Source organism: Klebsiella sp. K5-45, assembly GCF_030128605.1.
GTDB lineage: Bacteria > Pseudomonadota > Gammaproteobacteria > Enterobacterales > Enterobacteriaceae > Klebsiella > Klebsiella quasipneumoniae.
In genome coordinates this window covers 381,140-404,561 of record NZ_JAKUZW010000002.1, presented here as the reverse complement: position 1 = coordinate 404,561, position 23,422 = coordinate 381,140, and the positions used below count along the sequence as shown (strand labels likewise).

The 23,422-nt window shown below is 59.7% G+C and carries 25 protein-coding genes and 1 pseudogene; 17 read left to right on the top strand and 9 right to left on the bottom strand.

Translation table 11 applies throughout. The features are described 5' to 3' along the window. The first annotated feature begins 1 nt into the window (after nucleotide 1). The 3 genes from MKS11_RS05940 to patD are packed head-to-tail and all read left to right on the top strand — an operon-like array spanning nucleotide 2 to nucleotide 3,177. Nucleotides 2-931 (top strand): ABC transporter permease, encoded by a 930-nt coding sequence (locus tag MKS11_RS05940; RefSeq protein ID WP_004202776.1) that lies wholly within the window; start codon nucleotides 2-4, stop codon nucleotides 929-931. After that, a complete protein-coding gene (locus tag MKS11_RS05935; RefSeq protein WP_017900483.1) occupies nucleotides 921-1,727 on the top strand; it encodes an ABC transporter permease in 807 nt (268 codons plus the stop codon). The genes MKS11_RS05940 and MKS11_RS05935 overlap by 11 nt, the downstream gene beginning before the upstream one ends. A 22-nt stretch (nucleotides 1,728-1,749) precedes the next feature. Further along, complete coding sequence (patD, locus tag MKS11_RS05930; RefSeq protein WP_043520012.1) at nucleotides 1,750-3,177, top strand: aminobutyraldehyde dehydrogenase; 1,428 nt, start codon at nucleotides 1,750-1,752, stop codon at nucleotides 3,175-3,177. Between the two features lie 340 nt (nucleotides 3,178-3,517). Here the strand turns inward: patD and MKS11_RS05925 are convergent, their stop codons facing one another. Continuing rightward, nucleotides 3,518-3,640 carry a small membrane protein gene (locus tag MKS11_RS05925; RefSeq protein ID WP_004175940.1) on the bottom strand — a complete coding sequence of 41 codons (123 nt, stop codon included), beginning with the start codon at nucleotides 3,638-3,640 and terminating at the stop codon, nucleotides 3,518-3,520. Between the two features lie 487 nt (nucleotides 3,641-4,127). Here MKS11_RS05925 and MKS11_RS05920 point away from each other — a divergent pair, with 487 nt between their 5' ends. Further along, entirely contained in the window at nucleotides 4,128-4,379 is a 252-nt protein-coding gene (locus MKS11_RS05920) for a hypothetical protein (RefSeq protein WP_087771032.1), read from the top strand. Nucleotides 4,380-4,430: 51 nt separating this feature from the next. On the opposite strand, the gene yncL is transcribed toward MKS11_RS05920, so the two are convergent. Continuing rightward, on the bottom strand, nucleotides 4,431-4,523 hold the full coding sequence (gene yncL, locus MKS11_RS05915) for a stress response membrane protein YncL (protein WP_002906891.1): 93 nt from the start codon (nucleotides 4,521-4,523) through the stop codon (nucleotides 4,431-4,433). A gap of 195 nt (nucleotides 4,524-4,718) precedes the next feature. Here yncL and MKS11_RS05910 point away from each other — a divergent pair, with 195 nt between their 5' ends. Together MKS11_RS05910 and MKS11_RS05905 are read left to right on the top strand one after the other, a co-directional pair. Then, entirely contained in the window at nucleotides 4,719-4,892 is a 174-nt protein-coding gene (locus MKS11_RS05910) for a GhoT/OrtT family toxin (protein ID WP_004202771.1), read from the top strand. 88 nt (nucleotides 4,893-4,980) lie between these two features. After that, the gene (locus MKS11_RS05905) at nucleotides 4,981-5,730 is read left to right on the top strand and encodes an alpha/beta fold hydrolase (RefSeq protein WP_284109442.1); all 750 of its coding nucleotides are present in this window, start codon (nucleotides 4,981-4,983) and stop codon (nucleotides 5,728-5,730) included. A gap of 12 nt (nucleotides 5,731-5,742) precedes the next feature. Here the strand turns inward: MKS11_RS05905 and MKS11_RS05900 are convergent, their stop codons facing one another. Beyond that, nucleotides 5,743-7,176, bottom strand: coding sequence for an aldehyde dehydrogenase (locus tag MKS11_RS05900; RefSeq protein WP_064794634.1), 1,434 nt, complete (start codon nucleotides 7,174-7,176; stop codon nucleotides 5,743-5,745). A gap of 272 nt (nucleotides 7,177-7,448) precedes the next feature. Between MKS11_RS05900 and MKS11_RS05895 the strand changes: the two genes are divergently transcribed. Then, nucleotides 7,449-9,047 carry an ABC transporter substrate-binding protein gene (locus MKS11_RS05895; protein ID WP_004202766.1) on the top strand — a complete coding sequence of 533 codons (1,599 nt, stop codon included), beginning with the start codon at nucleotides 7,449-7,451 and terminating at the stop codon, nucleotides 9,045-9,047. Between the two features lie 16 nt (nucleotides 9,048-9,063). Continuing rightward, the gene (locus MKS11_RS05890; protein WP_048294945.1) at nucleotides 9,064-9,297 is read left to right on the top strand and encodes a YdcY family protein; all 234 of its coding nucleotides are present in this window, start codon (nucleotides 9,064-9,066) and stop codon (nucleotides 9,295-9,297) included. Nucleotides 9,298-9,305: 8 nt separating this feature from the next. Here MKS11_RS05890 and MKS11_RS05885 read toward each other — a convergent pair whose 3' ends face one another. Together MKS11_RS05885 and MKS11_RS05880 are read right to left on the bottom strand one after the other, a co-directional pair. Further along, nucleotides 9,306-9,755: a DMT family transporter gene (locus MKS11_RS05885; protein WP_023318399.1), complete on the bottom strand. Its 450-nt coding sequence runs from the start codon at nucleotides 9,753-9,755 to the stop codon at nucleotides 9,306-9,308. Beyond that, on the bottom strand, nucleotides 9,752-10,270 hold the full coding sequence (locus MKS11_RS05880) for a GNAT family N-acetyltransferase (protein WP_004202758.1): 519 nt from the start codon (nucleotides 10,268-10,270) through the stop codon (nucleotides 9,752-9,754). The genes MKS11_RS05885 and MKS11_RS05880 overlap by 4 nt, the downstream gene beginning before the upstream one ends. Nucleotides 10,271-10,433: 163 nt before the next feature. Here MKS11_RS05880 and MKS11_RS05875 point away from each other — a divergent pair, with 163 nt between their 5' ends. Together MKS11_RS05875 and MKS11_RS05870 are read left to right on the top strand one after the other, a co-directional pair. Continuing rightward, nucleotides 10,434-11,015 carry an XRE family transcriptional regulator gene (locus tag MKS11_RS05875; RefSeq protein WP_087771031.1) on the top strand — a complete coding sequence of 194 codons (582 nt, stop codon included), beginning with the start codon at nucleotides 10,434-10,436 and terminating at the stop codon, nucleotides 11,013-11,015. A 65-nt stretch (nucleotides 11,016-11,080) separates the two neighbouring features. Next, a complete protein-coding gene (locus MKS11_RS05870) occupies nucleotides 11,081-12,118 on the top strand; it encodes an NADP-dependent oxidoreductase (RefSeq protein WP_087771030.1) in 1,038 nt (345 codons plus the stop codon). Nucleotides 12,119-12,180: 62 nt separating this feature from the next. Here the strand turns inward: MKS11_RS05870 and rihA are convergent, their stop codons facing one another. After that, nucleotides 12,181-13,116 carry a pyrimidine-specific ribonucleoside hydrolase RihA gene (gene rihA, locus MKS11_RS05865; protein ID WP_004202753.1) on the bottom strand — a complete coding sequence of 312 codons (936 nt, stop codon included), beginning with the start codon at nucleotides 13,114-13,116 and terminating at the stop codon, nucleotides 12,181-12,183. 277 nt (nucleotides 13,117-13,393) lie between these two features. Here rihA and MKS11_RS05860 point away from each other — a divergent pair, with 277 nt between their 5' ends. Further along, nucleotides 13,394-13,693 (top strand): DUF406 domain-containing protein, encoded by a 300-nt coding sequence (locus MKS11_RS05860; RefSeq protein ID WP_020481014.1) that lies wholly within the window; start codon nucleotides 13,394-13,396, stop codon nucleotides 13,691-13,693. Between the two features lie 68 nt (nucleotides 13,694-13,761). Here the strand turns inward: MKS11_RS05860 and pqqU are convergent, their stop codons facing one another. Beyond that, nucleotides 13,762-15,867, bottom strand: coding sequence for a TonB-dependent receptor PqqU (gene pqqU, locus MKS11_RS05855; RefSeq protein WP_017900492.1), 2,106 nt, complete (start codon nucleotides 15,865-15,867; stop codon nucleotides 13,762-13,764). Nucleotides 15,868-16,124: 257 nt separating this feature from the next. Here pqqU and MKS11_RS05850 point away from each other — a divergent pair, with 257 nt between their 5' ends. Together MKS11_RS05850 and MKS11_RS05845 are read left to right on the top strand one after the other, a co-directional pair. Continuing rightward, a complete protein-coding gene (locus MKS11_RS05850) occupies nucleotides 16,125-17,186 on the top strand; it encodes a YncE family protein (RefSeq protein ID WP_087771029.1) in 1,062 nt (353 codons plus the stop codon). Nucleotides 17,187-17,334: 148 nt separating this feature from the next. After that, complete coding sequence (locus tag MKS11_RS05845; protein WP_002906779.1) at nucleotides 17,335-17,556, top strand: YgdI/YgdR family lipoprotein; 222 nt, start codon at nucleotides 17,335-17,337, stop codon at nucleotides 17,554-17,556. 50 nt (nucleotides 17,557-17,606) lie between these two features. Here MKS11_RS05845 and ansP read toward each other — a convergent pair whose 3' ends face one another. Together ansP and MKS11_RS05835 are read right to left on the bottom strand one after the other, a co-directional pair. After that, on the bottom strand, nucleotides 17,607-19,061 hold the full coding sequence (gene ansP / locus MKS11_RS05840; RefSeq protein WP_032456141.1) for an L-asparagine permease: 1,455 nt from the start codon (nucleotides 19,059-19,061) through the stop codon (nucleotides 17,607-17,609). A 189-nt stretch (nucleotides 19,062-19,250) separates the two neighbouring features. Further along, nucleotides 19,251-19,502, bottom strand: a pseudogene (locus MKS11_RS05835) (hypothetical protein); the annotation flags it as partial. 160 nt (nucleotides 19,503-19,662) lie between these two features. Between MKS11_RS05835 and dapF the strand changes: the two are divergent. The 4 genes from dapF (at nucleotide 19,663) to MKS11_RS05815 (ending at nucleotide 23,417) form a co-directional block, all read left to right on the top strand. Continuing rightward, nucleotides 19,663-20,529 carry a diaminopimelate epimerase gene (dapF, locus tag MKS11_RS05830; RefSeq protein ID WP_087771028.1) on the top strand — a complete coding sequence of 289 codons (867 nt, stop codon included), beginning with the start codon at nucleotides 19,663-19,665 and terminating at the stop codon, nucleotides 20,527-20,529. 126 nt (nucleotides 20,530-20,655) lie between these two features. Further along, nucleotides 20,656-21,207 (top strand): adenylate kinase, encoded by a 552-nt coding sequence (locus MKS11_RS05825; RefSeq protein WP_062914258.1) that lies wholly within the window; start codon nucleotides 20,656-20,658, stop codon nucleotides 21,205-21,207. 91 nt (nucleotides 21,208-21,298) lie between these two features. Continuing rightward, nucleotides 21,299-22,306, top strand: coding sequence for an MsnO8 family LLM class oxidoreductase (locus MKS11_RS05820; protein ID WP_012541571.1), 1,008 nt, complete (start codon nucleotides 21,299-21,301; stop codon nucleotides 22,304-22,306). Beyond that, on the top strand, nucleotides 22,296-23,417 hold the full coding sequence (locus MKS11_RS05815; protein WP_004202734.1) for a M20 peptidase aminoacylase family protein: 1,122 nt from the start codon (nucleotides 22,296-22,298) through the stop codon (nucleotides 23,415-23,417). Before MKS11_RS05820 ends, MKS11_RS05815 begins: the two co-directional genes overlap by 11 nt. The last annotated feature ends 5 nt before the right edge of the window (nucleotides 23,418-23,422 follow it).

The following is a 23,422-nucleotide window of genomic DNA, read 5'->3' as shown; positions in this document are numbered from 1 at the left end:
GATGACCATGGCGATTGTTCCTGCGCAGGCCGGACGCGTATCGGGGATCTTCTGGCGCCGGCCGGCGCTGGGCCTGTTTTTGCTGCTGCTTGGGCCGTTGATGTGGTTTGGCATCGTCTATCTGGGCTCGCTGCTGACCCTGCTGTGGCAGAGTATCTACACTTTTGACGACTTCACCATGTCGGTGACCAGCGACTTTACGCTGGCCAACCTGCAGGCATTGTTCAACCCCGCAAACTACGACATTATCGTCCGCACCCTGGTGATGGCGCTGTGCGTGACCTTGGCCAGCGCCCTGCTGGCGCTGCCGATGGCCTGGTATATGGCGCGCTACACCAGCGGCAAAATGAAGGCCTTCTTTTATATCGCGGTCATGCTGCCGATGTGGGCCAGCTATATCGTCAAGGCCTACGCGTGGGTGCTGCTGCTGGCCAAAGATGGCGTAGCGCAGTGGTTCCTCGGCCATCTCGGGCTGGAAGGGGCGCTGAACGCTCTGTTGACCGTCCCGGCGGTGGGCGGCAACACCTTATCCACTTCCGGCCTCGGACGCTTTCTGGTCTTCGTCTACATCTGGCTGCCTTTTATGATCCTGCCGGTGCAGGCGGCGCTGGAGCGTATTCCGGGCTCTCTGCTGCAGGCCTCGGCCGATCTTGGCGCTGCCCCACGGCAGACCTTTCGCTACGTGGTCCTGCCGCTGGCTATTCCCGGAATTGCCGCCGGGTCGATCTTCACCTTTTCGCTGACGCTGGGCGATTTTATCGTGCCGCAACTGGTCGGCCCGCCGGGGTACTTTATCGGCAATATGGTCTACTCGCAGCAGGGGGCGATCGGCAATATGCCGATGGCGGCGGCGTTTACCCTCGTGCCGATCGTGCTGATTGCCCTTTATCTGGCGTTCGTGAAACGTCTGGGAGCCTTCGATGCACTCTGAACGCGCACCCTGGTACCTGAAACTGGCGACATGGGGCGGGGTAGTGTTCCTCCACTTTCCGCTGCTGATCATCGCCATCTATGCTTTTAATACCGAAGATGCTGCCTTCAGCTTTCCGCCGCAGGGGCTGACGCTGCGCTGGTTCAGTGAGGCGGCAGGGCGCAGCGATATTCTGGAAGCAGTGACGTTGTCACTTAAGATCGCCGCCCTGTCGACGGCCATTGCCTTAGTGCTTGGCACGCTTGCTGCAGGCGCCCTGTGGCGGAGCACCTTTTTTGGTAAGAACGCGGTGTCGCTACTGCTGCTGCTGCCCATCGCCCTGCCGGGGATTATAACCGGCCTGGCGCTCCTGACAGCCTTTAAAGCGGTCGGCCTGGAGCCTGGTCTGCTGACCATCGTGGTGGGGCACGCGACCTTCTGCGTGGTGGTGGTGTTTAACAACGTCATCGCTCGCTTCCGCAGGACCTCCTGGAGCCTGGTGGAGGCCTCGATGGATTTGGGGGCGACTGGCTGGCAGACCTTTCGCTACGTGGTGCTACCCAATCTGGGTTCGGCGCTGCTGGCGGGCGGGATGCTGGCATTCGCCCTGTCATTTGATGAAATCATCGTCACGACTTTTACCGCGGGGCATGAGCGAACCTTGCCGCTGTGGTTACTGAATCAGCTGGGGCGGCCGCGAGATGTGCCCGTCACCAACGTTGTCGCGCTGTTGGTGATGCTGGTAACAACGATACCAATCTTAGGGGCCTGGTGGCTCACCCGCGACGGCGATAACGTCGCCGGAAACGGGAAATAAAACCATGAAACAGGATAATGCTATGCAACACAACCTCTTAATAAACGGTAAGTTAGTGGCAGGTGAAGGCGAAAAGGTGCCGGTATACAACCCTGCGACCGGCGAAGTGATCCTGGAGATTGCCGAAGCGACAGCGGCCCAGGTGGATGCCGCCGTTGAGGCGGCGGATCGGGCGTTTGATGCCTGGAGCCAGACGACGCCGAAAACGCGCGCGGAATGTCTGCTGAAGCTGGCGGATGCCATCGCGGCGCAGGCGGAGCCCCTGGCGCAGCTGGAGTCGCTGAACTGCGGCAAGCCGCTGCACTGCGTGCTTAACGATGAGATGCCGGCCATTGCGGACGTTTTCCGCTTCTTCGCCGGCGCCGCCCGTTGCCTGCCGGGGATGGCGGCCGGAGAGTATCTGGAAGGGCATACCTCGATGATCCGTCGCGACCCGGTGGGCGTGGTAGCCTCCATCGCGCCCTGGAACTATCCCCTGATGATGGCGGCCTGGAAGCTGGCCCCGGCGCTGGCGGCAGGCAACTGTGTGGTGATAAAACCCTCCGAGATCACGCCGCTGACGGCGCTGAAGCTGGCAGAGCTGGCAAAAGATATTTTCCCGGAAGGGGTGATCAACGTACTGTTCGGCCGCGGCAAAACGGTGGGCGATCCGCTGACCGCCCACGCGAAAGTGCGGATGGTTTCTCTGACCGGGTCGATTGCCACCGGCGCCCATATCATCGGCCATACCGCCTCGTCGATTAAACGTACCCATATGGAGCTGGGCGGTAAGGCGCCGGTCATCGTCTTTGACGACGCGGATATCGACGCGGTAGTGGACGGCGTTCGGACCTTCGGGTTTTACAACGCCGGCCAGGACTGTACGGCCGCCTGCCGGATCTACGCCCAGCAGGGTATTTATGAGCAGCTGGTGGAGAAGCTCGGGGCGGCGGTGGCCAGCCTGAAAATGGGGGCGCCGGAGGATGCCGCCACCGAGCTGGGGCCGCTGAGCTCGCTGGCCCATCTTGAGCGGGTCAGCGCCGCGGTGGAAGCCGCAAAGGCGCTACCGCATATTAAAGTGGTTACCGGTGGCAATCGGGCTGACGGCGCCGGCTATTATTTCCAGCCGACGCTGCTCGCCGGAGCCCGGCAGGAGGACGCTATCGTGCAGCGCGAAGTGTTTGGCCCGGTGGTCAGCGTGACGCCTTTCAGCGATGAAGCGCAGGCCCTGAGCTGGGCAAATGACTCCCAGTATGGGCTGGCCTCTTCGGTGTGGACGAAAGATGTTGGCCGCGCCCACCGGCTCAGCGCCAGGCTGCAGTACGGCTGCACCTGGGTCAACACCCACTTTATGCTGGTGAGTGAAATGCCGCATGGCGGCCAGAAGCTGTCGGGCTACGGGAAAGACATGTCGATGTATGGCCTTGAGGATTACACCGTGGTTCGCCATGTGATGGTTAAACATGGCTAACGGATTGACCCTTAAGCGGTAAAAGATTATTACGCAATGGGTGTATTAGTGCGCTAATAGTCACGATGGCAAAAATGGTTAAAACTCGCGGCGGGGGATGTGAGATTATTCTGATACCCCTTCAAGAGCTAAGCCATCGTGAGTGCCGGAGATAAGCGCCGGATGGGGTTCGCCAGCCACCCTGGGCGCATCGCGCCCGGCGGGTGAGGCGGCAACGTCGCGGTTTGCGACCGGATACCGGCCCCTGCCTGATGGCAGGGGCTTTTTTATGTCCACAGTAAGCCAGGAAGAGGAGGATGCCAGCGACGCTGGAGCAGGGAGGAATTTGTTTTAACCGTGTTCAGCGTTTGGTTTTTTTGCTCGGCAAGCTGGCGCTGCGACGGTCACGTATATAGGAAATAAGATTATACACCGCCGCGACCAGCAGGATCAGCGCGATGACCAGCGTGATGATTCCGGACATATCCACCTCGAAATATAAAAGCGCACTGCGCTAAAAACATTACCAATAGTTATGAATGTAAGTATTCTCTGCAGAGAAGGCAAATGATATTTGTTGTCATTTAGCGCTATTTTGGGCCCTGGCCAGCGAGGCCAGACAGGAAAAGGTTTGGTTACAATAGCTTGTAGTCGCCTGTTATCTTATTCAGATCCAGCGCCAGTGTGGTATATCGCATTTTCGGTCAAGGCGCGCTAATCTTTTCATTTGCGATTGGCGAAATATTATCTTTATCAGATGAATCAGATTGCGCTGAACAGAAACTATTTCACGACTATAAATAAGGCTTTTATATTTGCAGTCAGCGGGTGATATTTATTCGCAATATTTAATCACCGACGAATCAATCCACCATACGCGCCAGCGCGGTGGCGCACGCTCCCGGGTTTGACTTTCCGCCGCCGCTCATGCGATCATTTCATGCATATTCGGTTTTAACGTTGATGTCGCTGTGAAAATTTTGGCTTTTATTCTGCTGGCAATCGGCACCGTGGCGCTGAGCTATGGTAACGCGCCGGCAAAACGTATTAAGGACTGTGAGAACGCGGGAGTGGGGCAGGCCGTCTGCGCCGCTGCCGAATGGGATAATGAGAAAGTAAATGTTCTGCCTCATTATAACCCTGAGCTGAACAAGGTTATTATCGCAGGCCATTCAGCCCGTAGCGTTTATGACTCTGATAATGGCGCCAGCCTCCGCACGTAAAAAAGCAGCCCAGTGGGCTGCTTTTTTAGGTTTCGTTGCTGAGTAAAATGATTAAAACCAGCCAAATCTCACCGACAGCAGGCTGATAAGCGCGAACGCGGCGCAGACATTAATCATAACGACGGTCTTGCTGGAGACATCCATAACGCCACCTTAATGAGTAAGTCCCTAAAGGTATAGTACGGCGGGCGCGGTTGCGCTATCGGATTAAGACGAATCAGGCTTTGTTCTGAATATTGAGCCCGATTCTGAATTTGTTATACAGGTATCTCTGAATCACGACGTCATGGCAGATAATTATCCCACCATGGAACGCTCCTCAGGGAAGGAAAACTAAGAATGACGTTATATCAAAAAATGTTGGTGTTTTACGCCATTATGGGCGTGATCTGTGCCGTAATTAGCTGGTTTTTAACCAAAGAGAGTTGGGTGATCCGCCTGCTGGCGGCCCTGTTGATCGGTGCCACCTGGCCGTTCAGCTTCCCCATGGCGCTGCTCGTCTCGCTGTTTTAACCTTCCGGCGGCGGACGACAGAAAAGGGTGGCGGCAAAGGTAAGGTTACTGTATAAAAACACAGTAACCTTATCATGGAGGCAAACAGGTGAACGGTTTCTTTTCGTCCGTCGCAGGCGCCACATTGCGCTGGCTCGATCTCCCGGGAGAGGGGCTTCCGCTGGTGTTTATCCACGGCCTCGGCTGCGCGTCCTCTTACGACTACCCCCGCGTCGCCAGCGACCCCGCGCTCAACGGGCGGCGCAAAATACTTATCGACCTCCCGGGCTTCGGCTACAGCGATAAACCGCACGACTTTAGTTACAACATACATAAGCAAGCGCAAGCTGTGGAGCAGGTCCTCAACCACCTGCGCCTGCAGCGCTTCGCGCTGTATGGGCATAGCATGGGTGGAAGCATCGCCATCGAAGCGGCAGGGCTGCTGGCGGAGCGAGTGACGACGCTGCTGGTGTCTGAACCCAACCTGTTCGCCGGAGGCGGTGGGTACAGCAGACGCATTGCGGCGCAGGCAGAGGGGGCCTTTATCGCTGAAGGTTACGCCAGGATGCTGGCGGAAGAGCGCTCGCCGTGGGCCGGCTGTTTGCAAAACAGCGCCCCCTGGGCCGTCTGGCGAGCCGCCAGCAGCCTGATAAACGGCAGCGACACGCCCTGGTTTACCCAGCTCTGCCAGCTGCGCTGTCAGAAGATGCTGATCGTCGGCGAGCAGTCGCTCCCTTATGCGGATATCGAACGGGCAGAGGCGCACGGGATCCCGGTCGGGATTGTGCCCCACGCGGGGCACTCGATGGCGTGGGAAAACCCGGAAGGGCTGGCGCAACTCATCGCCAGCCACGGCTGAGGGGAGACGGCGTCAGAAAGGCAGTTCGCGGGGCTGGGTCTGGAGCGTTATCCAGCGCAGCTCAGTGAATTCTGCAATTCCGGCCCGGCCGCCGAACCGGCCATAGCCGGAGGCTTTGCAGCCGCCAAACGGCATCTGCGCTTCATCATGAACGGTTGGACCATTGATATGGCAAATGCCGGTTTGCAGACGTTGCGCCAGGTTCCACGCTCTGGCGCTGTCGCGGCTGTAGACCGCCGCGGAAAGGCCATATTCGCTGTCGTTGGCTACCGCCAGCGCCTCTTCGTCATTATTAACCCGAATAATCGCTTTTACCGGGCCGAAGGACTCTTCGTTCCACAGCCGCATCTCGCGGGTGACGCCGTCCAGTAAGGTCGGCGCCATGTGGGTATCGCTGGCTTTACCGCCGGTCAGCAGGCGGGCGCCCTTGGCTAAGGCATCGTCGATTAACGCGTTGCAGCGGGTGACGGTATTCATGTCGACCACCGGGCCGGTCAGGCTGGCGGGGAGAGAGGCGGCGCGCCTCGCCAGCAGAGGGATAAAGCGCTCCGCCACGGCGTTGTCGACAATAATGCGCTCGGTGGACATGCAGATCTGTCCGGCGTTGGCGAAGGCGCCAAAAATGGCGCCCGCCGCCGCCTGTTCGATATCGGCATCGTCGAGGACCAGCAGCGGCGCTTTGCCACCGAGCTCCAGCACCGCTGGTTTCAGATACTGCCCGCAGGTGCGGGCGATAATCCGCCCCACCGGCGTGGAGCCGGTAAAGTTGACGCGCCGCACCGCCGGATGGGCGATCAGCGACTCCACCAGCGCCGGCGCGTCTTGCGGCGCGCAGGTAAGATAGTTCACCACACCCGGCGGGAAGCCCGCCGCGTCGAGGGCGTCGATAATCAATCCTTGTGTCGCCGGGGAGAGCTCAGCGCCCTTGAGGATCACCGTGTTGCCGCAGGCCAGCGGCGTCGCCAGCGCCCGGGTGGCAAGGATCAGCGGCGCGTTCCACGGCGCCATGCCCAGCACCACGCCAGCCCCCTGGCGGACGCCCATCGCCAGATTGCCCGGCACGTTGGATGGAATGATCTGTCCTTCAATCTGGGTGGTCAGCGCCGCCGCTTCGCGCAGGATTTCAGCCGCCAGATGGACGTTAAATCCGGCCCAGTGCGCGGTCGCGCCGGTTTCCGCCGCCATGGCGGCGATAAATTTAGCCTCCCGCAACAGCATATGTTCCGCCGCGTCGAGCAGTAAGCGACGCCGTTCCGCCGGGAGCGTATCGCGCCACTGTGGGAAGGCGCTGGCCGCGGCCTCGACGCAGCGTTTGCCGTCGGCGAGACTGGCGGCAGCGGCAACCGAAGCGACATCGTCTTGGGCCGGGTGGCGCCGGGTGAAGGTCCGACGGTCTTCGGCATCATGCCACTGGCCATCAATGTACAGATTGCAGGTGATTGTCATGGGGGTAGTAACCTCTTGTTCTGCGGTCCCTCCAGTGTACCGGTCGCCGCTGATGGCGAGCGTGAGCGGGGCGGTTATCGCACATTTTTTTGCCGGAATTGTGCGTAGCTCACAACATCCCAATCGTGCCTGACGCAAAAAGCAGCGCGACGCCGATTAAACCAGCAAATTCAGCGCGATTGGCATAAGGTGATAGCCATTGATTATTTGCCGGTGGCGAGGGGCTGTGCTGTTATTACTGTTCTTATAATCAATAATCAGGACTTATAACCATGTCTACAGGGAAAACCACGCTGGCGCTGCTGCTGAGCGCGCTGTTGCCGGTCAGCGCCGCATGGGCCGCGGGCAATGATACGCTGGTCTATTGCTCAGAGGCCTCCCCGGAGTCTTTCAACCCGCAGATCGCCAGCTCCGGCCCGTCGTTCGTCGCCAGCTCGCAGGTGCTGTATAACCGCCTGGTCACTTTTGACCCGGTGAAGAACACGCCGATCCCGTCGCTGGCCACCGAGTGGCACGTCTCTGAGGATGGCAAGACCTGGACCTTCACGCTGCGTCAGGGGGTGAAGTTCAACAGCAATAAATTCTTCAAACCGACCCGCGATTTTAACGCCGACGACGTCCTGTTTTCCGTGCTGCGCCAGATGGATCCTCAGCATCCTTATCACAAGGTGTCGCAGGGGAACTATGAGTACTTCCACGACGTGGGCCTCGATAAGCTGATTAAGTCGGTGAAAAAGGTCGATGACTATCACGTCCAGTTCGTACTTAACGAGCCGAACGCGGCGTTTCTTGCCGACTGGGGAATGGACTTCGCCTCTATTCTGTCGGCGGAGTATGGCGAGGCGATGCTGAAGAAAGGGACGCCGGAAAACGTTGATAACTGGCCTGTCGGTACCGGACCCTATGCCCTGCAGCAGTATAAAGTGGATTCGCAAATCCGCTATATCGCCAATCCCCACTACTGGGAAGGCGAGGTGCCGACTAAGCACTTAATCTTTTCCATCACGCCAAACGTCGAGACACGCCTGGCGAAACTGCAGACTAACGAGTGCCAGATTATTCCTGCGCCTTCGCCGGTTCAGTTCCCGGTAATTAAGGGCAATAAAGATCTGGCGCTGCACGCCGTCGAGGCGCTGAACGTCGGCTACCTGGCGTTTAACACGGAGAAAAAACCGTTTGATAATGTGCTGGTGCGCCAGGCGTTAAACTATGCCACCGACAAGCAGGCAATCGTTAAGGCGGTGTTCCTCGATTCCGGTACGGTGGCGAAGTCACCGATCCCGTCCACCATGCTCGGGTATAAAAAAGACCTCCCGGACTACGACTACGATCCGCAGAAAGCGAAAGCGCTGCTCAAGCAGGCGGGTCTGGAGCAAGGGGCGGAAGTGACCCTGTGGTCGATGCCGGTTCAACGTCCGTACAACCCGAACTCAAAACGCATTGCTGAAATGATCCAAAATGACTGGGCGAAAGTCGGGGTGAAAGCGAAGATCGTCAGCTATGAGTGGGGCGAATACCTCGCCGGCATGCGTAAAGGTGAACACGATAGCGCGCTGTACGGCTGGATGTCGGACAATGGCGACCCGGACAACTTTGCCGGCACGCTGCTCAGCTGTGATAATATCCAGACCGGCTCTAACGCCGCCCGCTGGTGCGATAAGTCGTATGACGCGCTGGTGAAGAAAGCGCTGCTGGTGAGCGATCCGCAGGCGCGCGCCACGCTCTATGAACAGGCGCAAGAGATCTTCTACCAGCAGGCGCCGTGGATCACCCTGGCGACCGGCAAGACCTTCTATGCCACCCGCAGTAACGTCAGCGGCTACCGCGTGAGCATGATGGGCAGCGATTTTTCCAAAGCGAAGCTGAATTAAGCGAAAGGAGAACAGGATGGCACATCTGGATGAGGTTATCGTCAAAGTCGATGACACTATTGCCGAGGGGGTTATCACTCATATGAATGAGCTGCTGATCGCCCTGAGCGATGACGCGCAACTCAGTCGTGAGGAGCGCTATACCCAGCAGCAGCGCCTGCGCACCGCTATCGCCCACCATGGCCGACAGCATCAGGAAGAGCAGGACGCGCGCCGCGAGCAGTTGACCAAAGGCGGCGCGATCCTCTGAAGAGGCGCTCAGAACTGGCGTCTGGCCACCAGCCAGGCGCCCACCACCAGCATCACTGCGCCGCATAATGGCCCGAGCAGCGCCCGCAGCGGTACGCCGTGGGCGCGAATTAAATCCATGATCAACCCGCCGACCAGCTGGCTGGCCACCAGTACCGCAATGGTGGTGGCCGCGCCGACGTTTTGATAGCCGCTGATGCTGGCAAAAACGAAAAAGGACCCCAGCAGGCCGGGGATCAGCGTCCACCACTTCACGCTCAGGGCCAGCTCCTGAAAGCCAGCGGCGCCCTGGCGCAGGAGTAACAGGGTCACGAAAATAACGATACCCACCAGCGAATTGAGCAGCATGGCGATGAGGATCGTCGACGCTGACTGGGTGATGCGCACCATCAGGGTGTTCTGTAGTACCAGGCCTACGCCGGCGGCCACCAGACAGGCGAGGGTGAGCGACGCATTCATGCCTTACCGTCCGGTTCCTGGCGCGCATCCAGCTGCAGCTGCATAAAGGTGAGATCCAGCCAGCGGCCAAATTTGGTTCCCACCTGCGGCATCTGCCCGGTGGTGATAAAGCCCAGCGTTTCATGCAGGTGCAGCGAGGCGTGGTTCTGCGACTCGATCCCGGCGACCATCACATGTTTATTCAGCCGCCGCGCTTCGGCGATCAGCGCAACCAGCAGTTTGCGGCCCAGGCCTTTCCCCTGATGGTCGGGGTGAACGTACACCGAATGCTCCACGGTGTGGCGAAAGCCGTCAAACGCGCGCCAGTCGCCAAAGGAGGAATAGCCGGTGATGACGCCGTTTTCCTCGCTCACCAGCACCGGAAAGCCGGCCAGCTGGCGGGCTTCAAACCACGCGATGCGGTTGTCGGTATCCACGGTTTTATCATTCCAGATAGCGGCGGTATGCACGACGGCGTGGTTATAGATCTCGGCGATCGCCGCGCAATCGTCTTTAATGGCAGGGCGGATGGACATAGCAAACCTCAGTTCTCGTACACTATAGTAGTACGTTATTATTACAATAATGTACGCCACGCTGTCATCCGTTTTCAGCGAAATATTGCTGATGGGCCAGGGGGGGGGGCGCGGCCCAACGGGCGATTGTGTAATGCGTGCGCGCACACTATAGTGTTACGTTATGAATACTATAGAAGACAACCTCAATCAGCGCATCAGCGCGCGCATCCGCATCGAGCGCGAATCCCGCGGCTGGTCGCTGAACGACCTCGCCGAACGGGCCGGCGCCTCGCGGGCGATGATCCATAAGATCGAGCGCGGTGAAAGCAGCCCGACGGCCTCAATGCTGGGCCGCCTTTCCGGCGCCTTCGGCATCAGTATGTCGACCCTGATCGCCCGGGCGGAAATGCAGGAGGGCAAGCTGCTGCGCTTTGCCAGCCAGCCGGTGTGGCACGACCCGCAAAGCCACTATCTCCGTCGCCACGTCTCGCCGCGCAGCGATCTGCCCATTGACATGGTGCAGATCGAGCTGCCGCCCGGCAGCGATGTGCCGATGCCGGCCTCGTCCTACGTGCTGGCCCGCCAGCTGATCTGGCTGCAGCAGGGCGAACTGGTGTTCATGGAAGGGAATACCCGCCACGAGATGCAGACAGGGGACTGTCTGGAGCTCGGCCCGCCGAACGACTGCCGCTTTATCAATGAGTCCGCAGAGACCTGCGTCTATCTGGTGGTGCGCCTTAATCAATCGCCATCCGGCTCTTAATGTTAAAGCGCATTGCGCATAAAGCAGCTAGCCTCAGTACAGTCTGCTAACAAGAGGAGTTTGCTATGACAGAACAAACGCAACGCCATCGCCGCTGGGTACTGGCTTCCCGTCCCCATGGTGAACCGACGGCAGAGCATTTCCGCCTGGAAGAGAGCGAGGTACCGACGCCAGGGCCGGGCCAGGTTCTGCTGCGTACCGTTTATTTATCGCTGGATCCCTATATGCGCGGGCGGATGAGCGACGCGCCGTCCTATTCACCGCCGGTGGCCATCGGCGCGGTGATGGTGGGCGGGACCGTGAGTCGCGTCGTGACCTCGCAGCATGATGATTTTCAACCAGGCGACTGGGTGCTGGGCTACAGCGGCTGGCAGGATTATGAGCTTTCCGACGGCAGCGGACTGGTGAAGCTGGGGGACAACCCGCAGCACCCGTCCTGGTCGCTGGGGGTTCTGGGGATGCCGGGCTTCACCGCCTACATGGGGTTGCTGGACATTGGCCAGCCGAAGGCGGGTGACACGCTGGTGGTCGCTGCGGCCACCGGGCCGGTGGGCGCCACGGTCGGACAGATCGGCAACATTAAGGGCTGCCGTACCGTCGGCATCGCCGGCGGCGCGGAGAAGTGTCGCTATGCGGTTGACACCTTAGGCTTTGATGTCTGCCTTGACCATCGCGCAGCGGACTTTGCCGAACAGCTGGCCCAGGCCTGCCCGCAGGGCATTGACGTCTACTACGAAAACGTCGGCGGCAAGGTGTTTGACGCGGTGCTGCCGCTGCTGAATACCTCGGCCCGGGTTCCGGTCTGCGGGCTGGTGAGCGGCTATAACGCCACCGGTCTGCCGGATGGGCCGGATCGTCTGCCTTTGCTGATGGCGACCATCCTCAAGAAACGCATCCGGATGCAGGGCTTTATTATCGGCCAGGATTACGGGCATCGGATCGCGGAATTCCAGCAGCAGATGGGGCGCTGGGTGCAGGAGGGGAAAATTAAATATCGCGAACAGCTGATTGACGGTCTGGAGCAGGCGCCGCAGGCGCTGATCGGCCTGTTGAAAGGCGAAAACTTTGGTAAGGTGGTGATCCGCGTGGCGGCGGACGACTAATACGCCGGGTTTAGCCTGAATGCGCCTCTCTCCCGGCCGGGAAGAGAGGCGCTGCATGAATATCAGGCGTAAAAGGCTAACCGCTGGGCGAGCAGATCGACAAAGGCTTCGCGGTCCACATCCAGCAGCAGGGTGGTATTGGGCGGATTGCCGGTCAGATGGTAGTAATCGACCACCGTCATCCCCTGGGTATATTTTCCTTCCGTTTCCACGCCGACCCAGCGCTCGATGGTGGTAAAGAGCTCCGGCTTGAGGAGCCAGGCGATGGTGCAAGGGTCGTGCAGCGGCGCGCCGTCGAAGCCCCACTTTTCATCCTTATGGTAGGCCATAAAGAAGTCGAGCAGTTCGGCGACGATAGTGGATACCGGATTGCCAATCTTGCGGAATCGCTCAATATCCGCAGGAAGGATCTGCGCCCGGTGGGTGACATCCAGGCCCGCCATTACCACCGGGATCCCCGACTGAAAGACCATCTCCGCAGCCTGCGGATCAACGTAGATATTAAACTCCGCCGCCGGCTGCCAGTTGCCCAGCCCCATGGCGCCCCCCATGATCACGATGCGGGCGATCTTCACGTGCAGCTCCGGATGGCTGGCGAGCAGCAACGCCACGTTAGTCTGCGGCCCGGTGGCCACCAGTGTCACTGGCTCCCGGCTTTCCCGCAGCACCCTGGCCATCAGCTCGACGGCGGTGCAGTTCTGCGGGGCAAAGGCCGGCTCCGGCAGGTTCGGGCCATCCAGTCCGCTTTCCCCGTGCACGTTATCGGCGATGATCAGGTCGCGCATCAATGGCTTCCACGCGCCGCCGGCGACCGGAATATCCGCTCGGTTCAGCAGGGTCAGCATACGCAGCACGTTGCGCAGGGTCTTCTCCGGCGTCTGGTTGCCTGCGGAGGCGGTGACGGCTTTCACCTCCAGCTCCGGCGAGGCGAGAGCGAGGACCAGGGCGATCGCGTCATCATGTCCCGGATCGCAATCAATCATAATCGGCAGTGCCATAGCAGCTCCTTGTTGGCGTTGTTCTGTGACCAGACTAACGCTGCGGCGCGAAGCAGACGAGATAGTGTGCAGAATAGTGTGATGGCAAGCACGGTTGCACCGGCAATCGCACGGTTAGTCGCGGCGGTCCTGCGTCATCAGGCCTCGCCTTGCGGTGGCGCAAGCTTGCGTCCGCCGCGGCGCGATAGAATAAAAATCGCTAATCCTTACGGATATTAATGGTTTGCTTTTCGGCGAGCGGATTCTTATCCTTAAGAAAACTCAAGAGGTTATGACGATGAAAGATGTAGTAGATAAATGCAGCACCAAAGGCTGCGCCATTGATGTCGGGACGATCATTGATAACGAGGACTGCGTCTACCGGGCTGAGAAATTATTCCCGAGCCGCGAGGAAGCGGAGTCAACCGTAGCCGCCGTTCGCGAGCGTGCCGCCGCGGCGGCGCCCGCCAGTGAACCGCCGCAGGTTGACTACACCCTCGCCGCCGCCGGCGACGAGGTGAAGCTCGATCTGTCCATCGCCTTCTCCTGCCAGGCGGAAAAGATCATTTTCGAATTGTCCCTGAGAAACCTGCTTTAATCAGCGTCCTGGGCGCCAGCGCCTGAGAATAACGCCTTCGCCCGCGAATCCGCGGGCGAAGTCGAGCGTTACTCGAAGCGCCAGGCGAGGTTCAGTCCGATACCGTAGTTGCGTCCGGGCGCGGGCTCGTAGTAGCGTCCGTTGGACTCGTTAACGATGACGGACCCGACGTATTCGCGGTCGAACAGGTTGTCGACCCGGCCGAACAGATCCATATCCATCCTGCCATAGCTCCACTTATAGCCGGTCGTCAGGCCGACCACCGTCCAGGACGGGGCTTTGGCGGTGTTTTCGTCATTCGCCATGATGTCGCTCATGTAGCGAATATCGCTTCCGGCGTACCAGCCCTGCTCAGGCTGATAGCCGAAGGAGGCGTAGCCCATATTGCGCGCGATCCCCGGAATACGGTTACCGTTGCAGCTGGCGTCGCCGCAGACGTTGGTGCGATAGGTCGCGTCCAGCCAGGTCCAGGCCGCCTTCAGGCGCCAGCTCTCGCCAAACTGCTGATCCAGTCCCAGCTCCATGCCCTGACGACGGGTCTTGCCGGCGTTTTTATAGCTGGTGCGCCCGCCGCTGCTGCTGTCGACCACGATCTCATTATCGGTATCAGTCTGGAACAGGGCGGCGGTGAGCAGCCCATTGCCGATCCGCGTCTTGCTGCCGATCTCCACCGTGTCGTTGGTGGAGGGCTTAAGGCCGAAATTAAGGCCGCTCTGGTTATCGGAGCGGTATGACAGTTCGTTGATGGTCGGCGTCTCGAAGCCGCGGCCGGCGGAGAGGTAGACGTTCCACGCGTCGGTCAGGGCATACTTCAGCGAGCCTGCGGGCAGCCATTTGTGATAGCTGGCATCGCCGCTGTCATCGCCATTGCCCGGCGTGATGTAGTAGTCATTCGAATCGAACCATACCGAGCTGTAGCGCACCCCGGCATCGAGCGAAAGTTTGTCGGTGAGCTGCCACTGGGTCTGCAGGTAAGGGTCGACGTTCCACATCAGGTTGCGTTCGTTACGACGCAGCGCGCCCTGTTCGCCATACTGCGGCGCGCCGTTGACCATCACAAAGTTTTCATAGCCTTTGCGGCGCTCGCTCATGTTCTCGTAGTCAAGACCGGCGGTCAGGGTGACCGGCACCAGCAGCTCCCCGCGATGGGTCAGCCGGGTATCGATCCCCTGGTAGTGGCGGGTGAGGTCAATCACCCCGCCGGCGTGGCTCGGCTTCAGCTGCGGCGCGCGCGGGATCGACTGGAACTGGGTGGTTTCGCGTTCCCCGGCGTACATCATGACGCTGAGATCGTCCTGGGCGCTCAGCTGGCGCTCATAGCGCAGACCGGCCTGGGTCTGCCGGGTATTTTTGCGGGTATTATACTGGTCGCCGCGCGGCGACTGGCGCGGGTTATCGCGCCATTCATCGGCGGTTAAGCCGCCGGCGTCATTGGCTTTGATATCGACGCTATTCAGCAGCAGAGTCAGCTTACTGACGTCGTTGATACGCACCCCCAGCCGGGCGTTGGCCAGATTTTTGCGCGCGCCGCTGTGATCGCGATAGCCGTGGGTGGTGAAGCGGTTAGTCGACACCGTGTAATCCACATCGCCCGCGTGGCTGCCGTCGCCAACGGCGCCGGTGGCTTTCATTCCATAGTGCCAGGTGCCAAAGCTGCCATAGTAGCTGCTGGCTTCCACGGTGGGCGGCTGGGTGCCGGTCTGGCTGGTGACGTTGATCACCCCGCCGGACGAGTTACCGTAGAGGGCAGAGAAGGGGCCGCGCAGCACCTCAATGGTGTCGACGCTGCCGATATCGATATTGGACGTCTGCCCCTGGCCGTCGGGCATGGTCGCCGGAATGCCGTCCACATAGATGCGCAGCCCGCGCACGCCGTAGGTGGAGCGGGAGCCAAAGCCGCGAATCGACAGCTGCAGATCCTGGGCATAGTTTTGCCGGTTCTGCACCTGCAGGCCCGGCACGGCGCCCAGCGATTCAGAGAGGTTGACGCGCGGCGCGGCCTGGCGCATCTCATCCCCATTGACCACGCTGACGGCGGCGGGGGTATCCAGTTCAGAAACGGTGGTTGGCGCAGCGGTCACCACCATGGTTTGTTCATCGGCGGCCTGGGCGGCGGCGATGAGCGGCAGCAGCAGGGCCGGCAGGGCCGCGTGTCGCACGGATAGGATTTTCATCGATAGTACTCGGGAGACGAACCAAATGGAACATATGTATATATGTTACCCCGTTTGTAAAATATTTGAAAATTATTAACTGCTGTTAGTTAACGGATAGTGCTTCAGGCTGACGAATTTACCGGGCAACAACAATTAGCGCTCCACTTTAATAAGAATAATGATTACTATTCTCATTCAAAACAAGGTAGAGCCATGACTTTGCCGCCGGAAGCGATGTCGGGTCAGCACATATAGGTTTATCAAAGGGAGTCGTCATGTCATTACGTCAGTTTGCCGCGCCGCGTCTGCGCCATTCACTGTTATTCACTTCTCTGCTGCTGGCTGGCAGCTTTAGCGCCCACGCCGCGGAAGAGATGCTGCGCAAGGCCGTCGGAAAAGGGGCCTACGAAATGGCCTACAGCCAGCAGGAGAACGCGCTGTGGGTTGCCACTTCGCAGAGTCGTTCGCTGGACAAGGGCGGGATTGTGTATCGTCTTGACCCCACCACCCTCGACGTGACGCAGATTATTCACAACGATCTGAAGCCGTTCGGCGCCGCTATCAACCATGCCACCGGTACGCTGTGGTTTGGCAATACCGTTGACAGCACCGTCACCGCCATTGACGCCAAAACCGGCGCCGTGAAGGGGCGACTGGTGCTGGACGAGCGTCAGCGCAGTGAAACCGTGCGCCCGCTGCAGCCGCGCGAGCTGGCGGTCAATGAGCAAACCAACACCGTCTACATTACCGGTCTGGGCAAAGAGAGCGTGATTTGGGTGGTGGACGGCGCTACCCTGAAGCTGAAAACGACCATTACCGGCACCGGGGCAATGGCGACGGGCCTGGCGATCGACCCGCAGGCTAAGCGTCTCTATACCACCAACGCCGACGGCGAACTGCTGACCATTAACAGCGAGAACAACACCATTGTGTCGCGCAAAAAATTGCTGGATGACGGCAAAGCGCATTTCTACCTTAACCTGAGCCTAGATACCGCCGGCCACCGCGCCTTTATTACCGACAGCAAGCAGCCGGAAGTGCTGGTGGTCGATACCCGCGACGGCAAGGTGCTGGAGAAAATCGCCGCGCCGGAATCGCTGGCGGTGCTGTTCAACCCCACCCGCAACGAAGCCTATGTGACGCATCGTAAAGCGGGGGAGGTGAGCGTTATCGACGGCAAGAGTTATAAGGTGGTGAAGACCTTTAAAACGCCGACCCATCCCAACAGCCTGGCGCTCTCTGATGACGGCAAAACGCTGTACGTCAGCGTGAAACAAGCTTCCAGCCGTGAGAAAGAGGCCACCGCCCCGGACGATGTGATCCGCATCGCGCTGTAAGGTCCCCGGGCGCGACGACCACTGCCACCGGTGGTCGCGCCCGGCATCTCACCCTCTGTTACAAACGCGTATTGGCCTGATAAACCAGATGGTTATACACTTATCCCTTTCCCGCCTCGCGCGGGCAGTGGTAATCAGTGGAGATAAAATGAAAAAGCCATTTATGGTGATTTGCGCCGGCGCGATGCTGGCCTTGCTGGCAGGCTGTTCGTCCAACTACGTTATGACCACCAAAAGCGGTCAGACGATCGTGACTCACGGCAAGCCGCAGCTGGATAAAGAAACGGGGATGACCAGCTATATCGATGAGTCTGGTAATAAGCGGGAAATTAACAGCAGCGACGTGTCGCAGTTGGTTGAGGATAACTAAGTCCTGACCTCCCGGTTTGCCCGCGATGGACAAACCGGGAGTCCTGCCATTTACTGCTTGAGCGTCGGCGCTGTGCTGTGAATCGCATGCACGCGTTTACGTACGCCAAACCAGCCCGCCACCAACAGCACCGCCAGCAACGGGATGGAGCCAATGGTATAGGTGCCGTTCGGATAATCGAAGGCCATCAGCACCAGCACGCTAAACAGGAACAGCAGCGTCAGCCACGAGGTGAACGGCGCCCCCGGCATTCTGAAGCTCACCTGAGCCGCTTTCCCTTCCTTAATCGCTTTGCGCAGACGCATCTGACACACCACGATAAAGCCCCAGGAAGCAATGATCCCCAGCGAAGCGACGTTGAGGACGATCTCAAACACCTGCGACGGCACCAGATAGTTGAGGAACACCCCGACCACGTACACCGCCAGCGTCGCCAGGATCCCGGCGTAAGGGACGTGGTGACGGCTCATCTTCGACATGAACTTCGGCGCGGAGCCCCCCATCGACATGGAGCGCAGAATACGTCCGGTGCTGTAGAGGCCGGAGTTAAGGCTGGAGAGGGCGGCGGTTAATACCACGATGTTCATCACGCTGCCGATGTACGGCACGCCCAGTTTTGAGAAGAAGGTAACAAACGGGCTCTGTCCCGCCTGGTAGGCGTTCCACGGCAGCAGCAGCACCAGCAGCACCACCGACCCGACGTAGAACAGGCCGATACGCCAGATCACGCTGTTGATGGCCTTCGGCACCATCGTCTCCGGATCTTTACACTCACCGGCCGCGGTGCCCACCAGCTCAATGGAGGCGAAGGCGAAGACCACGCCCTGCACCAGCACCAGCGCCGGCAGGAGGCCGTGCGGGAAGAAGCCGCCGTTATCGGTGATCAGGTGGAAGCCTGTGGCATTACCGTCCAGCGGCTTACCGGAGCCGAGGAAAATGGTACCGACCACGAGAAACGCGACGATCGCCAGTACTTTGACCAGTGCGAACCAGAACTCCATCTCGGCGAACCACTTCACGCCGATCATGTTCATGGTGCCAACGATGGCGAGCGCGCCAAGGGCGAAGACCCACTGCGGCACATCGCCAAAGGCGCCCCAATAGTGCATATACAGCGCCACGGCGGTGATATCGACGATCCCGGTCATTGCCCAGTTAACGAAGTACATCCAGCCGGCCACGTAGGCGGCTTTTTCGCCGAGGAATTCCCTGGCATAAGAGACGAAGCTGCCGCTCGAGGGGCGGTGGAGAACCAGTTCGCCGAGCGCGCGAAGAATAAAGAAAGAGAAGATGCCGCAGACCAGATAGACCAGTGCGAGCGCTGGCCCTGCCATTTGTAAACGTGCCCCGGCGCCGAGGAACAAACCGGTACCGATGGCGCCGCCGATGGCAATCATCTGTACCTGACGGTTGCCCATCGCTTTGTGATAACCCGCTTCGTGTGAGTTGAGCCAGTGGCGTTTTGCAGCATGGTGCTCCGCTGCAGTGTCGTGTTTCGTATTCATTGATGTATCAGTTTCCTGTCAATGCCCATGTTTGCAGCCGGTGTGGAGGACGGCTGGCACATTATGCTGGCTTTCTCATCATTCTGACGTAGGAGATAAGCTCAGACATGGCGCTGAATCCTACACGTAACCTAATAGTTACGCACCTAAAACATTTACCGATAGCATTTGACAGATTTATCAATGAGATCAGCGTCGCAGAGTTTCCCGCAACAGAATGAAAGCGCTGGTATGTTGGCGTCGACTGGGGTAATAGCGAGGCTGTCCGGGGACGGCGTGGGGCCAGTTCGCCTGCTGGCGCATTCGTTGGTCACAGGCGATAGCCAGCTGTTCGCCGAGTCGCAGCCCAGCGTTTAACCGGTCATCGACGACCACCGTTTGGCCATTATCATCAGTGCTTTTGATGTTAATATCCGGATATTCCAGCATAAATGGCTTCAGCGTCAGTCACGGCGGGGATGCGCAGACGGGAGAAGCATGACGCCTGCCTGCCGAAGAGCAGAATGAACAGAGCGGTTAAGCCTTAGTGTTTAATTCATTCTGGCGGCGCAGGTATTGTAAGATGCAAGATCAGACCCATAGCGCCAGGCGACCCCACACAATGACCCCCTTACACTTTCATAAATATCACGGACTGGGTAATGATTACCTGGTATGCCATCGCGCCGTTGCCGACCAGCTGAGCAACGAGCATATTCGAATTCTGTGCCATCGCCACTATGGCGTTGGTTCCGATGGTCTGCTGATCGACAGCGGCGATCAAACCCATCCCACGCTGCGTATAATCAATCCGGACGGCTCCGAGGCGGAGAAAAGCGGTAATGGGCTACGGATCTATGCGCGCTATCTGTTTGATATCGGTCGCGTCGGCCATGAGCCTTTTTTAGTGCACACGGCGGGCGGAGATGTCTATTGCACCGTGGAGAGTGATTTTCATCAGATTAGCGTGGATATGGGGCGGGCGAATTTCAATCCGGCGGCGTTACCCGCCTTAGTGAATTTGCCCGAGGCGGTGAATTATCCGTTGACGCTGGCGGATGAAACCCTGTCCGTCGTGCTGGTCTCCATGGGCAATCCCCACTGCGTTGTCCTCGTGGATAAGCTCGACCTGGAACAGGTTCATCGTTTAGGACCGCAAATTGAACATCATCCCTTATTCCCCAAACGCTGCAATGTGCAGTTCGTGGAAATTGTCGATCGCCATACGCTGAAGATTGGTATCTGGGAGCGGGGCGCCGGGTTTACGATGGCCTCCGGGAGCAGCAGCTGCGCGGCGGCCAGCGCCATGCGCCGGTTAGGGAAGGTGGACGATCGGGTGGATGTCAACATGCCTGGTGGTCAGCTGCACATCACCTTCGACGCAGATTTTCAGGTCCGTATGCGTGGCCCGGTGCATAAAATCGCCAGCCTGACGCTGGATAAAGACTGCTTTGTTGGCGGCTGCGCCATCTTCACTGGCGCGGCATGACAGGTGGGGCGATCAGCCGGAAATTTTTTGCCTTTCGCTTGCTGGCGTAAGCGGCTGTACATACTGCCTTTTCCCATCCGGGCAAAGGCGGCGAACAACGGGAATGGCTACCAGGGAGAAACAGAGATGAACATCAACGTGGTCGGCACCAGCGGCTCAGGTAAATCCACCCTGGCTCGTCGCCTGGCGCACAGGCTGGGGCTGCGCTGGATCGAACTGGATCGCCTGTACTGGCGGCCGAACTGGCAGGGCACGCCGGATGAGGCGTTTTTCGCCGCCATTGCCGCCGCGACGGCCTCGCCGGGCTGGGTGCTGGATGGCAATTACAATCGCAGCCGCGGGGTCAAATGGCGCGAGGTGGATCTGGTGATCTGGCTGGATTATGGCCTCTGGCGCACGCTGCGCCAGGCGGTGTGGCGGGCCGCGAGCCGGGCGTGGCGACAACAGGAGCTATGGCCGGGCACCGGCAACCGCGAGAGTTTCCGCCGTTCGTTCTGCAGCCGGGAATCCATCATCCTCTGGACGCTGAAGACCTGGCGGCAGAATCGTCGACGCTATCTGGCCGATATGCAGGATCCGCAATATCGGCATATTCGCTTCGTCCGGCTGCGCAGTCCGCGGCAGGCCGAGGCGCTGCTCCGCGAGCTGGAAGCGCAGCGGTCAGGCGGGCATATCTAATTTTCAGCAGTACACATGTGAATTAATTGTTTCTCAATAGTTAGCAGAGATTTTAATAATGCAGGCACGTACTTTCATATGAGCCTGCGAAATGTCTTATCGAATCAGTATCCTGGATAAAAGTCCGCTTGCCGCCGGGGAAACCGCCGCGCAGGCGCTGGCGCGCACATTAACGCTGGCGCAACACGCCGAAGCCTGGGGCTATCACCGCTTCTGGGTCGCCGAACACCACAATACCGATCAGCTGGCGAGCCCCTCTCCGGAGCTGGTTATCGCCTGGCTGCTGGGCCACACCCGGCGCATTCGTCTTGGGTCCGGCGGCGTTATGCTCCAGCACTACAGCCCCTATAAAGTCGCGGAAAACTTTAACCTGCTGGCCGCCCTCGCGCCGGGTCGCATCGATCTCGGGGTGGGCAAGGCGCCTGGCGGCCTGCCGCTCTCCACCCGCGCCCTGCAGCAGGGCCTGCATCAGGAGGAGAAAGGGACCTTTGCCGATCAGCTGGCGCAGCTGGATAACTGGCTGTCACTGACTGAGCCAGGGGGAGAGGAGAGCCTGCGCGCCACGCCGATCCCGCCGCGCCGGGCCGACGGATTTCTGCTCGGCGCCAGCCTGGAGAGTGCGGAACTGGCCGCCCGTCTTGACTGGAACTTCGTGTTTGCGGCCCATCTCAATGGCGACAGCGCGCTGCGCCGCACGGTGATCAACCGCTGGCGCGAGCTCAGCCCGCGTGAGGCGATCGTCGCCGTGCAGGTGGTGGTGGCTGACGATCCGGCCACCGCCGCTGCGCTGGCGCAGCAGGTCGAGGTGTGGGGCGTCGAGCTGGAGAACGGCCAGCGGGTGACCGTCGGCAGTGAGGCTCAGGCCGTCGCCTTTGCCCGCCAGGCTGGCAGCCGGCCGACACGCATCCACCGCCGCGAATCTTCACTGATCTCCGGTACTCCCGAACAGGTTAAAGCCCGGCTTGACGCGCTGCAGGCGGAAGATCAGCTGGATGAACTCATCATTGATACCCCCATTAGCGACGGGCCAGCGCGCCTGCACTCCCTGCGCCTGCTGGCGCAGGCTCACTACGGCAAGGAGGTGCTGAATGTCCTTTGAACAACAACTGATTAGCTGGCGGCGCGAGCTGCACCAGAACCCAGAGCTCTCCCTACAGGAAGTAGCCACCACCGCGCGGATCCGCGACTGGCTGCAGAGCGGCGGGCTGACTCTGCTGCCCTTCGATCTGAAAACCGGGCTGGTCGCCGAAGTCGGCAGCGGCGACAAGGTGATTGCCCTGCGGGCGGATATCGATGCGTTGCCCATCGAGGAGGCGACCGGTCTGCCTTACCGCTCGCAAAATGAAGGGGTGATGCATGCCTGCGGCCATGATATTCACACCAGCGTGATGCTGGGGGCGGCGCTGCTGCTGAAGGAGCGGGAAGCGGAACTCCCGGGGCGGGTACGGATCCTGTTTCAGCCGGCGGAGGAAAATTTTGGCGGCGCGAAAACCCTGATCCGCGCCGGGGCGCTGGAGGACGTGTCGGCGATCTTTGGTATGCACAATGAGCCCGGCCTGCCGGTGGGCGAATTTGCCACCCGCGGCGGCGCGTTCTACGCCAACGTCGATCGCTTCGTCTTCAAAGTGACCGGGAAGGGGGCGCATGCCGCCCGCCCACATGAAGGAAAGGATGCGATCCTGCTGGCCAGCCAGCTGGTGACGGTGCTGCAGAGCGTAGCCAGCCGGGAAGTGAACACCCTCGACTCGGTGGTGCTCAGCGTGACGCGGATCCAGGGAGGCAATACCTGGAACGTGCTGCCGGAGAGCGTCGAACTGGAGGGGACGCTGCGCACCCACAGCAGTGAAGTGCAACAGCGGGTCAAGGCCCGGGTCAGCGAGATTGCGGCCGGTTTCGCCAGCGCTTTTGGCGCGCAGATTGACGTCTTCTGGTACGCCGGCCCGACGGCGCTGGTCAACGACGCCCGTTGGGCCGACTTCGCCAGCGAGGTGGCAGCTCAGGCCGGGTATCGCACTCACCACGCCGATCTGCATCTCGGTGGCGAAGATTTTGCGGTCTATCTTCAGCATATTCCCGGGGCGTTCGTCAGCATCGGCAGCGCCAGCGAATATGGTCTGCACCATCCGGCATTTAATCCGGATGAACGGCTGATTGCGCCCGCGGCACATTATTTCGCCCGGCTCGCGGAAGAAGCGTTACAACACATTTAACGGAT

Coding starts and splice junctions, on each gene's coding strand:
- MKS11_RS05940 (WP_004202776.1), top strand. CDS start 2: ATGACCATGGCGATTGTTCCTGCGCAGGCCGGACGCGTATCGGGGATC.
- MKS11_RS05935 (WP_017900483.1), top strand. CDS start 921: ATGCACTCTGAACGCGCACCCTGGTACCTGAAACTGGCGACATGGGGC.
- patD (WP_043520012.1), top strand. CDS start 1,750: ATGCAACACAACCTCTTAATAAACGGTAAGTTAGTGGCAGGTGAAGGC.
- MKS11_RS05925 (WP_004175940.1), bottom strand. CDS start 3,640: ATGTCCGGAATCATCACGCTGGTCATCGCGCTGATCCTGCTGGTCGCG.
- yncL (WP_002906891.1), bottom strand. CDS start 4,523: ATGGATGTCTCCAGCAAGACCGTCGTTATGATTAATGTCTGCGCCGCG.
- MKS11_RS05910 (WP_004202771.1), top strand. CDS start 4,719: ATGACGTTATATCAAAAAATGTTGGTGTTTTACGCCATTATGGGCGTG.
- MKS11_RS05900 (WP_064794634.1), bottom strand. CDS start 7,176: ATGACAATCACCTGCAATCTGTACATTGATGGCCAGTGGCATGATGCC.
- MKS11_RS05895 (WP_004202766.1), top strand. CDS start 7,449: ATGTCTACAGGGAAAACCACGCTGGCGCTGCTGCTGAGCGCGCTGTTG.
- MKS11_RS05890 (WP_048294945.1), top strand. CDS start 9,064: ATGGCACATCTGGATGAGGTTATCGTCAAAGTCGATGACACTATTGCC.
- MKS11_RS05885 (WP_023318399.1), bottom strand. CDS start 9,755: ATGAATGCGTCGCTCACCCTCGCCTGTCTGGTGGCCGCCGGCGTAGGC.
- MKS11_RS05880 (WP_004202758.1), bottom strand. CDS start 10,270: ATGTCCATCCGCCCTGCCATTAAAGACGATTGCGCGGCGATCGCCGAG.
- MKS11_RS05875 (WP_087771031.1), top strand. CDS start 10,434: ATGAATACTATAGAAGACAACCTCAATCAGCGCATCAGCGCGCGCATC.
- MKS11_RS05870 (WP_087771030.1), top strand. CDS start 11,081: ATGACAGAACAAACGCAACGCCATCGCCGCTGGGTACTGGCTTCCCGT.
- rihA (WP_004202753.1), bottom strand. CDS start 13,116: ATGGCACTGCCGATTATGATTGATTGCGATCCGGGACATGATGACGCG.
- MKS11_RS05860 (WP_020481014.1), top strand. CDS start 13,394: ATGAAAGATGTAGTAGATAAATGCAGCACCAAAGGCTGCGCCATTGAT.
- pqqU (WP_017900492.1), bottom strand. CDS start 15,867: ATGAAAATCCTATCCGTGCGACACGCGGCCCTGCCGGCCCTGCTGCTG.
- MKS11_RS05850 (WP_087771029.1), top strand. CDS start 16,125: ATGTCATTACGTCAGTTTGCCGCGCCGCGTCTGCGCCATTCACTGTTA.
- MKS11_RS05845 (WP_002906779.1), top strand. CDS start 17,335: ATGAAAAAGCCATTTATGGTGATTTGCGCCGGCGCGATGCTGGCCTTG.
- ansP (WP_032456141.1), bottom strand. CDS start 19,061: ATGAATACGAAACACGACACTGCAGCGGAGCACCATGCTGCAAAACGC.
- dapF (WP_087771028.1), top strand. CDS start 19,663: ATGACCCCCTTACACTTTCATAAATATCACGGACTGGGTAATGATTAC.
- MKS11_RS05825 (WP_062914258.1), top strand. CDS start 20,656: ATGAACATCAACGTGGTCGGCACCAGCGGCTCAGGTAAATCCACCCTG.
- MKS11_RS05820 (WP_012541571.1), top strand. CDS start 21,299: ATGTCTTATCGAATCAGTATCCTGGATAAAAGTCCGCTTGCCGCCGGG.
- MKS11_RS05815 (WP_004202734.1), top strand. CDS start 22,296: ATGTCCTTTGAACAACAACTGATTAGCTGGCGGCGCGAGCTGCACCAG.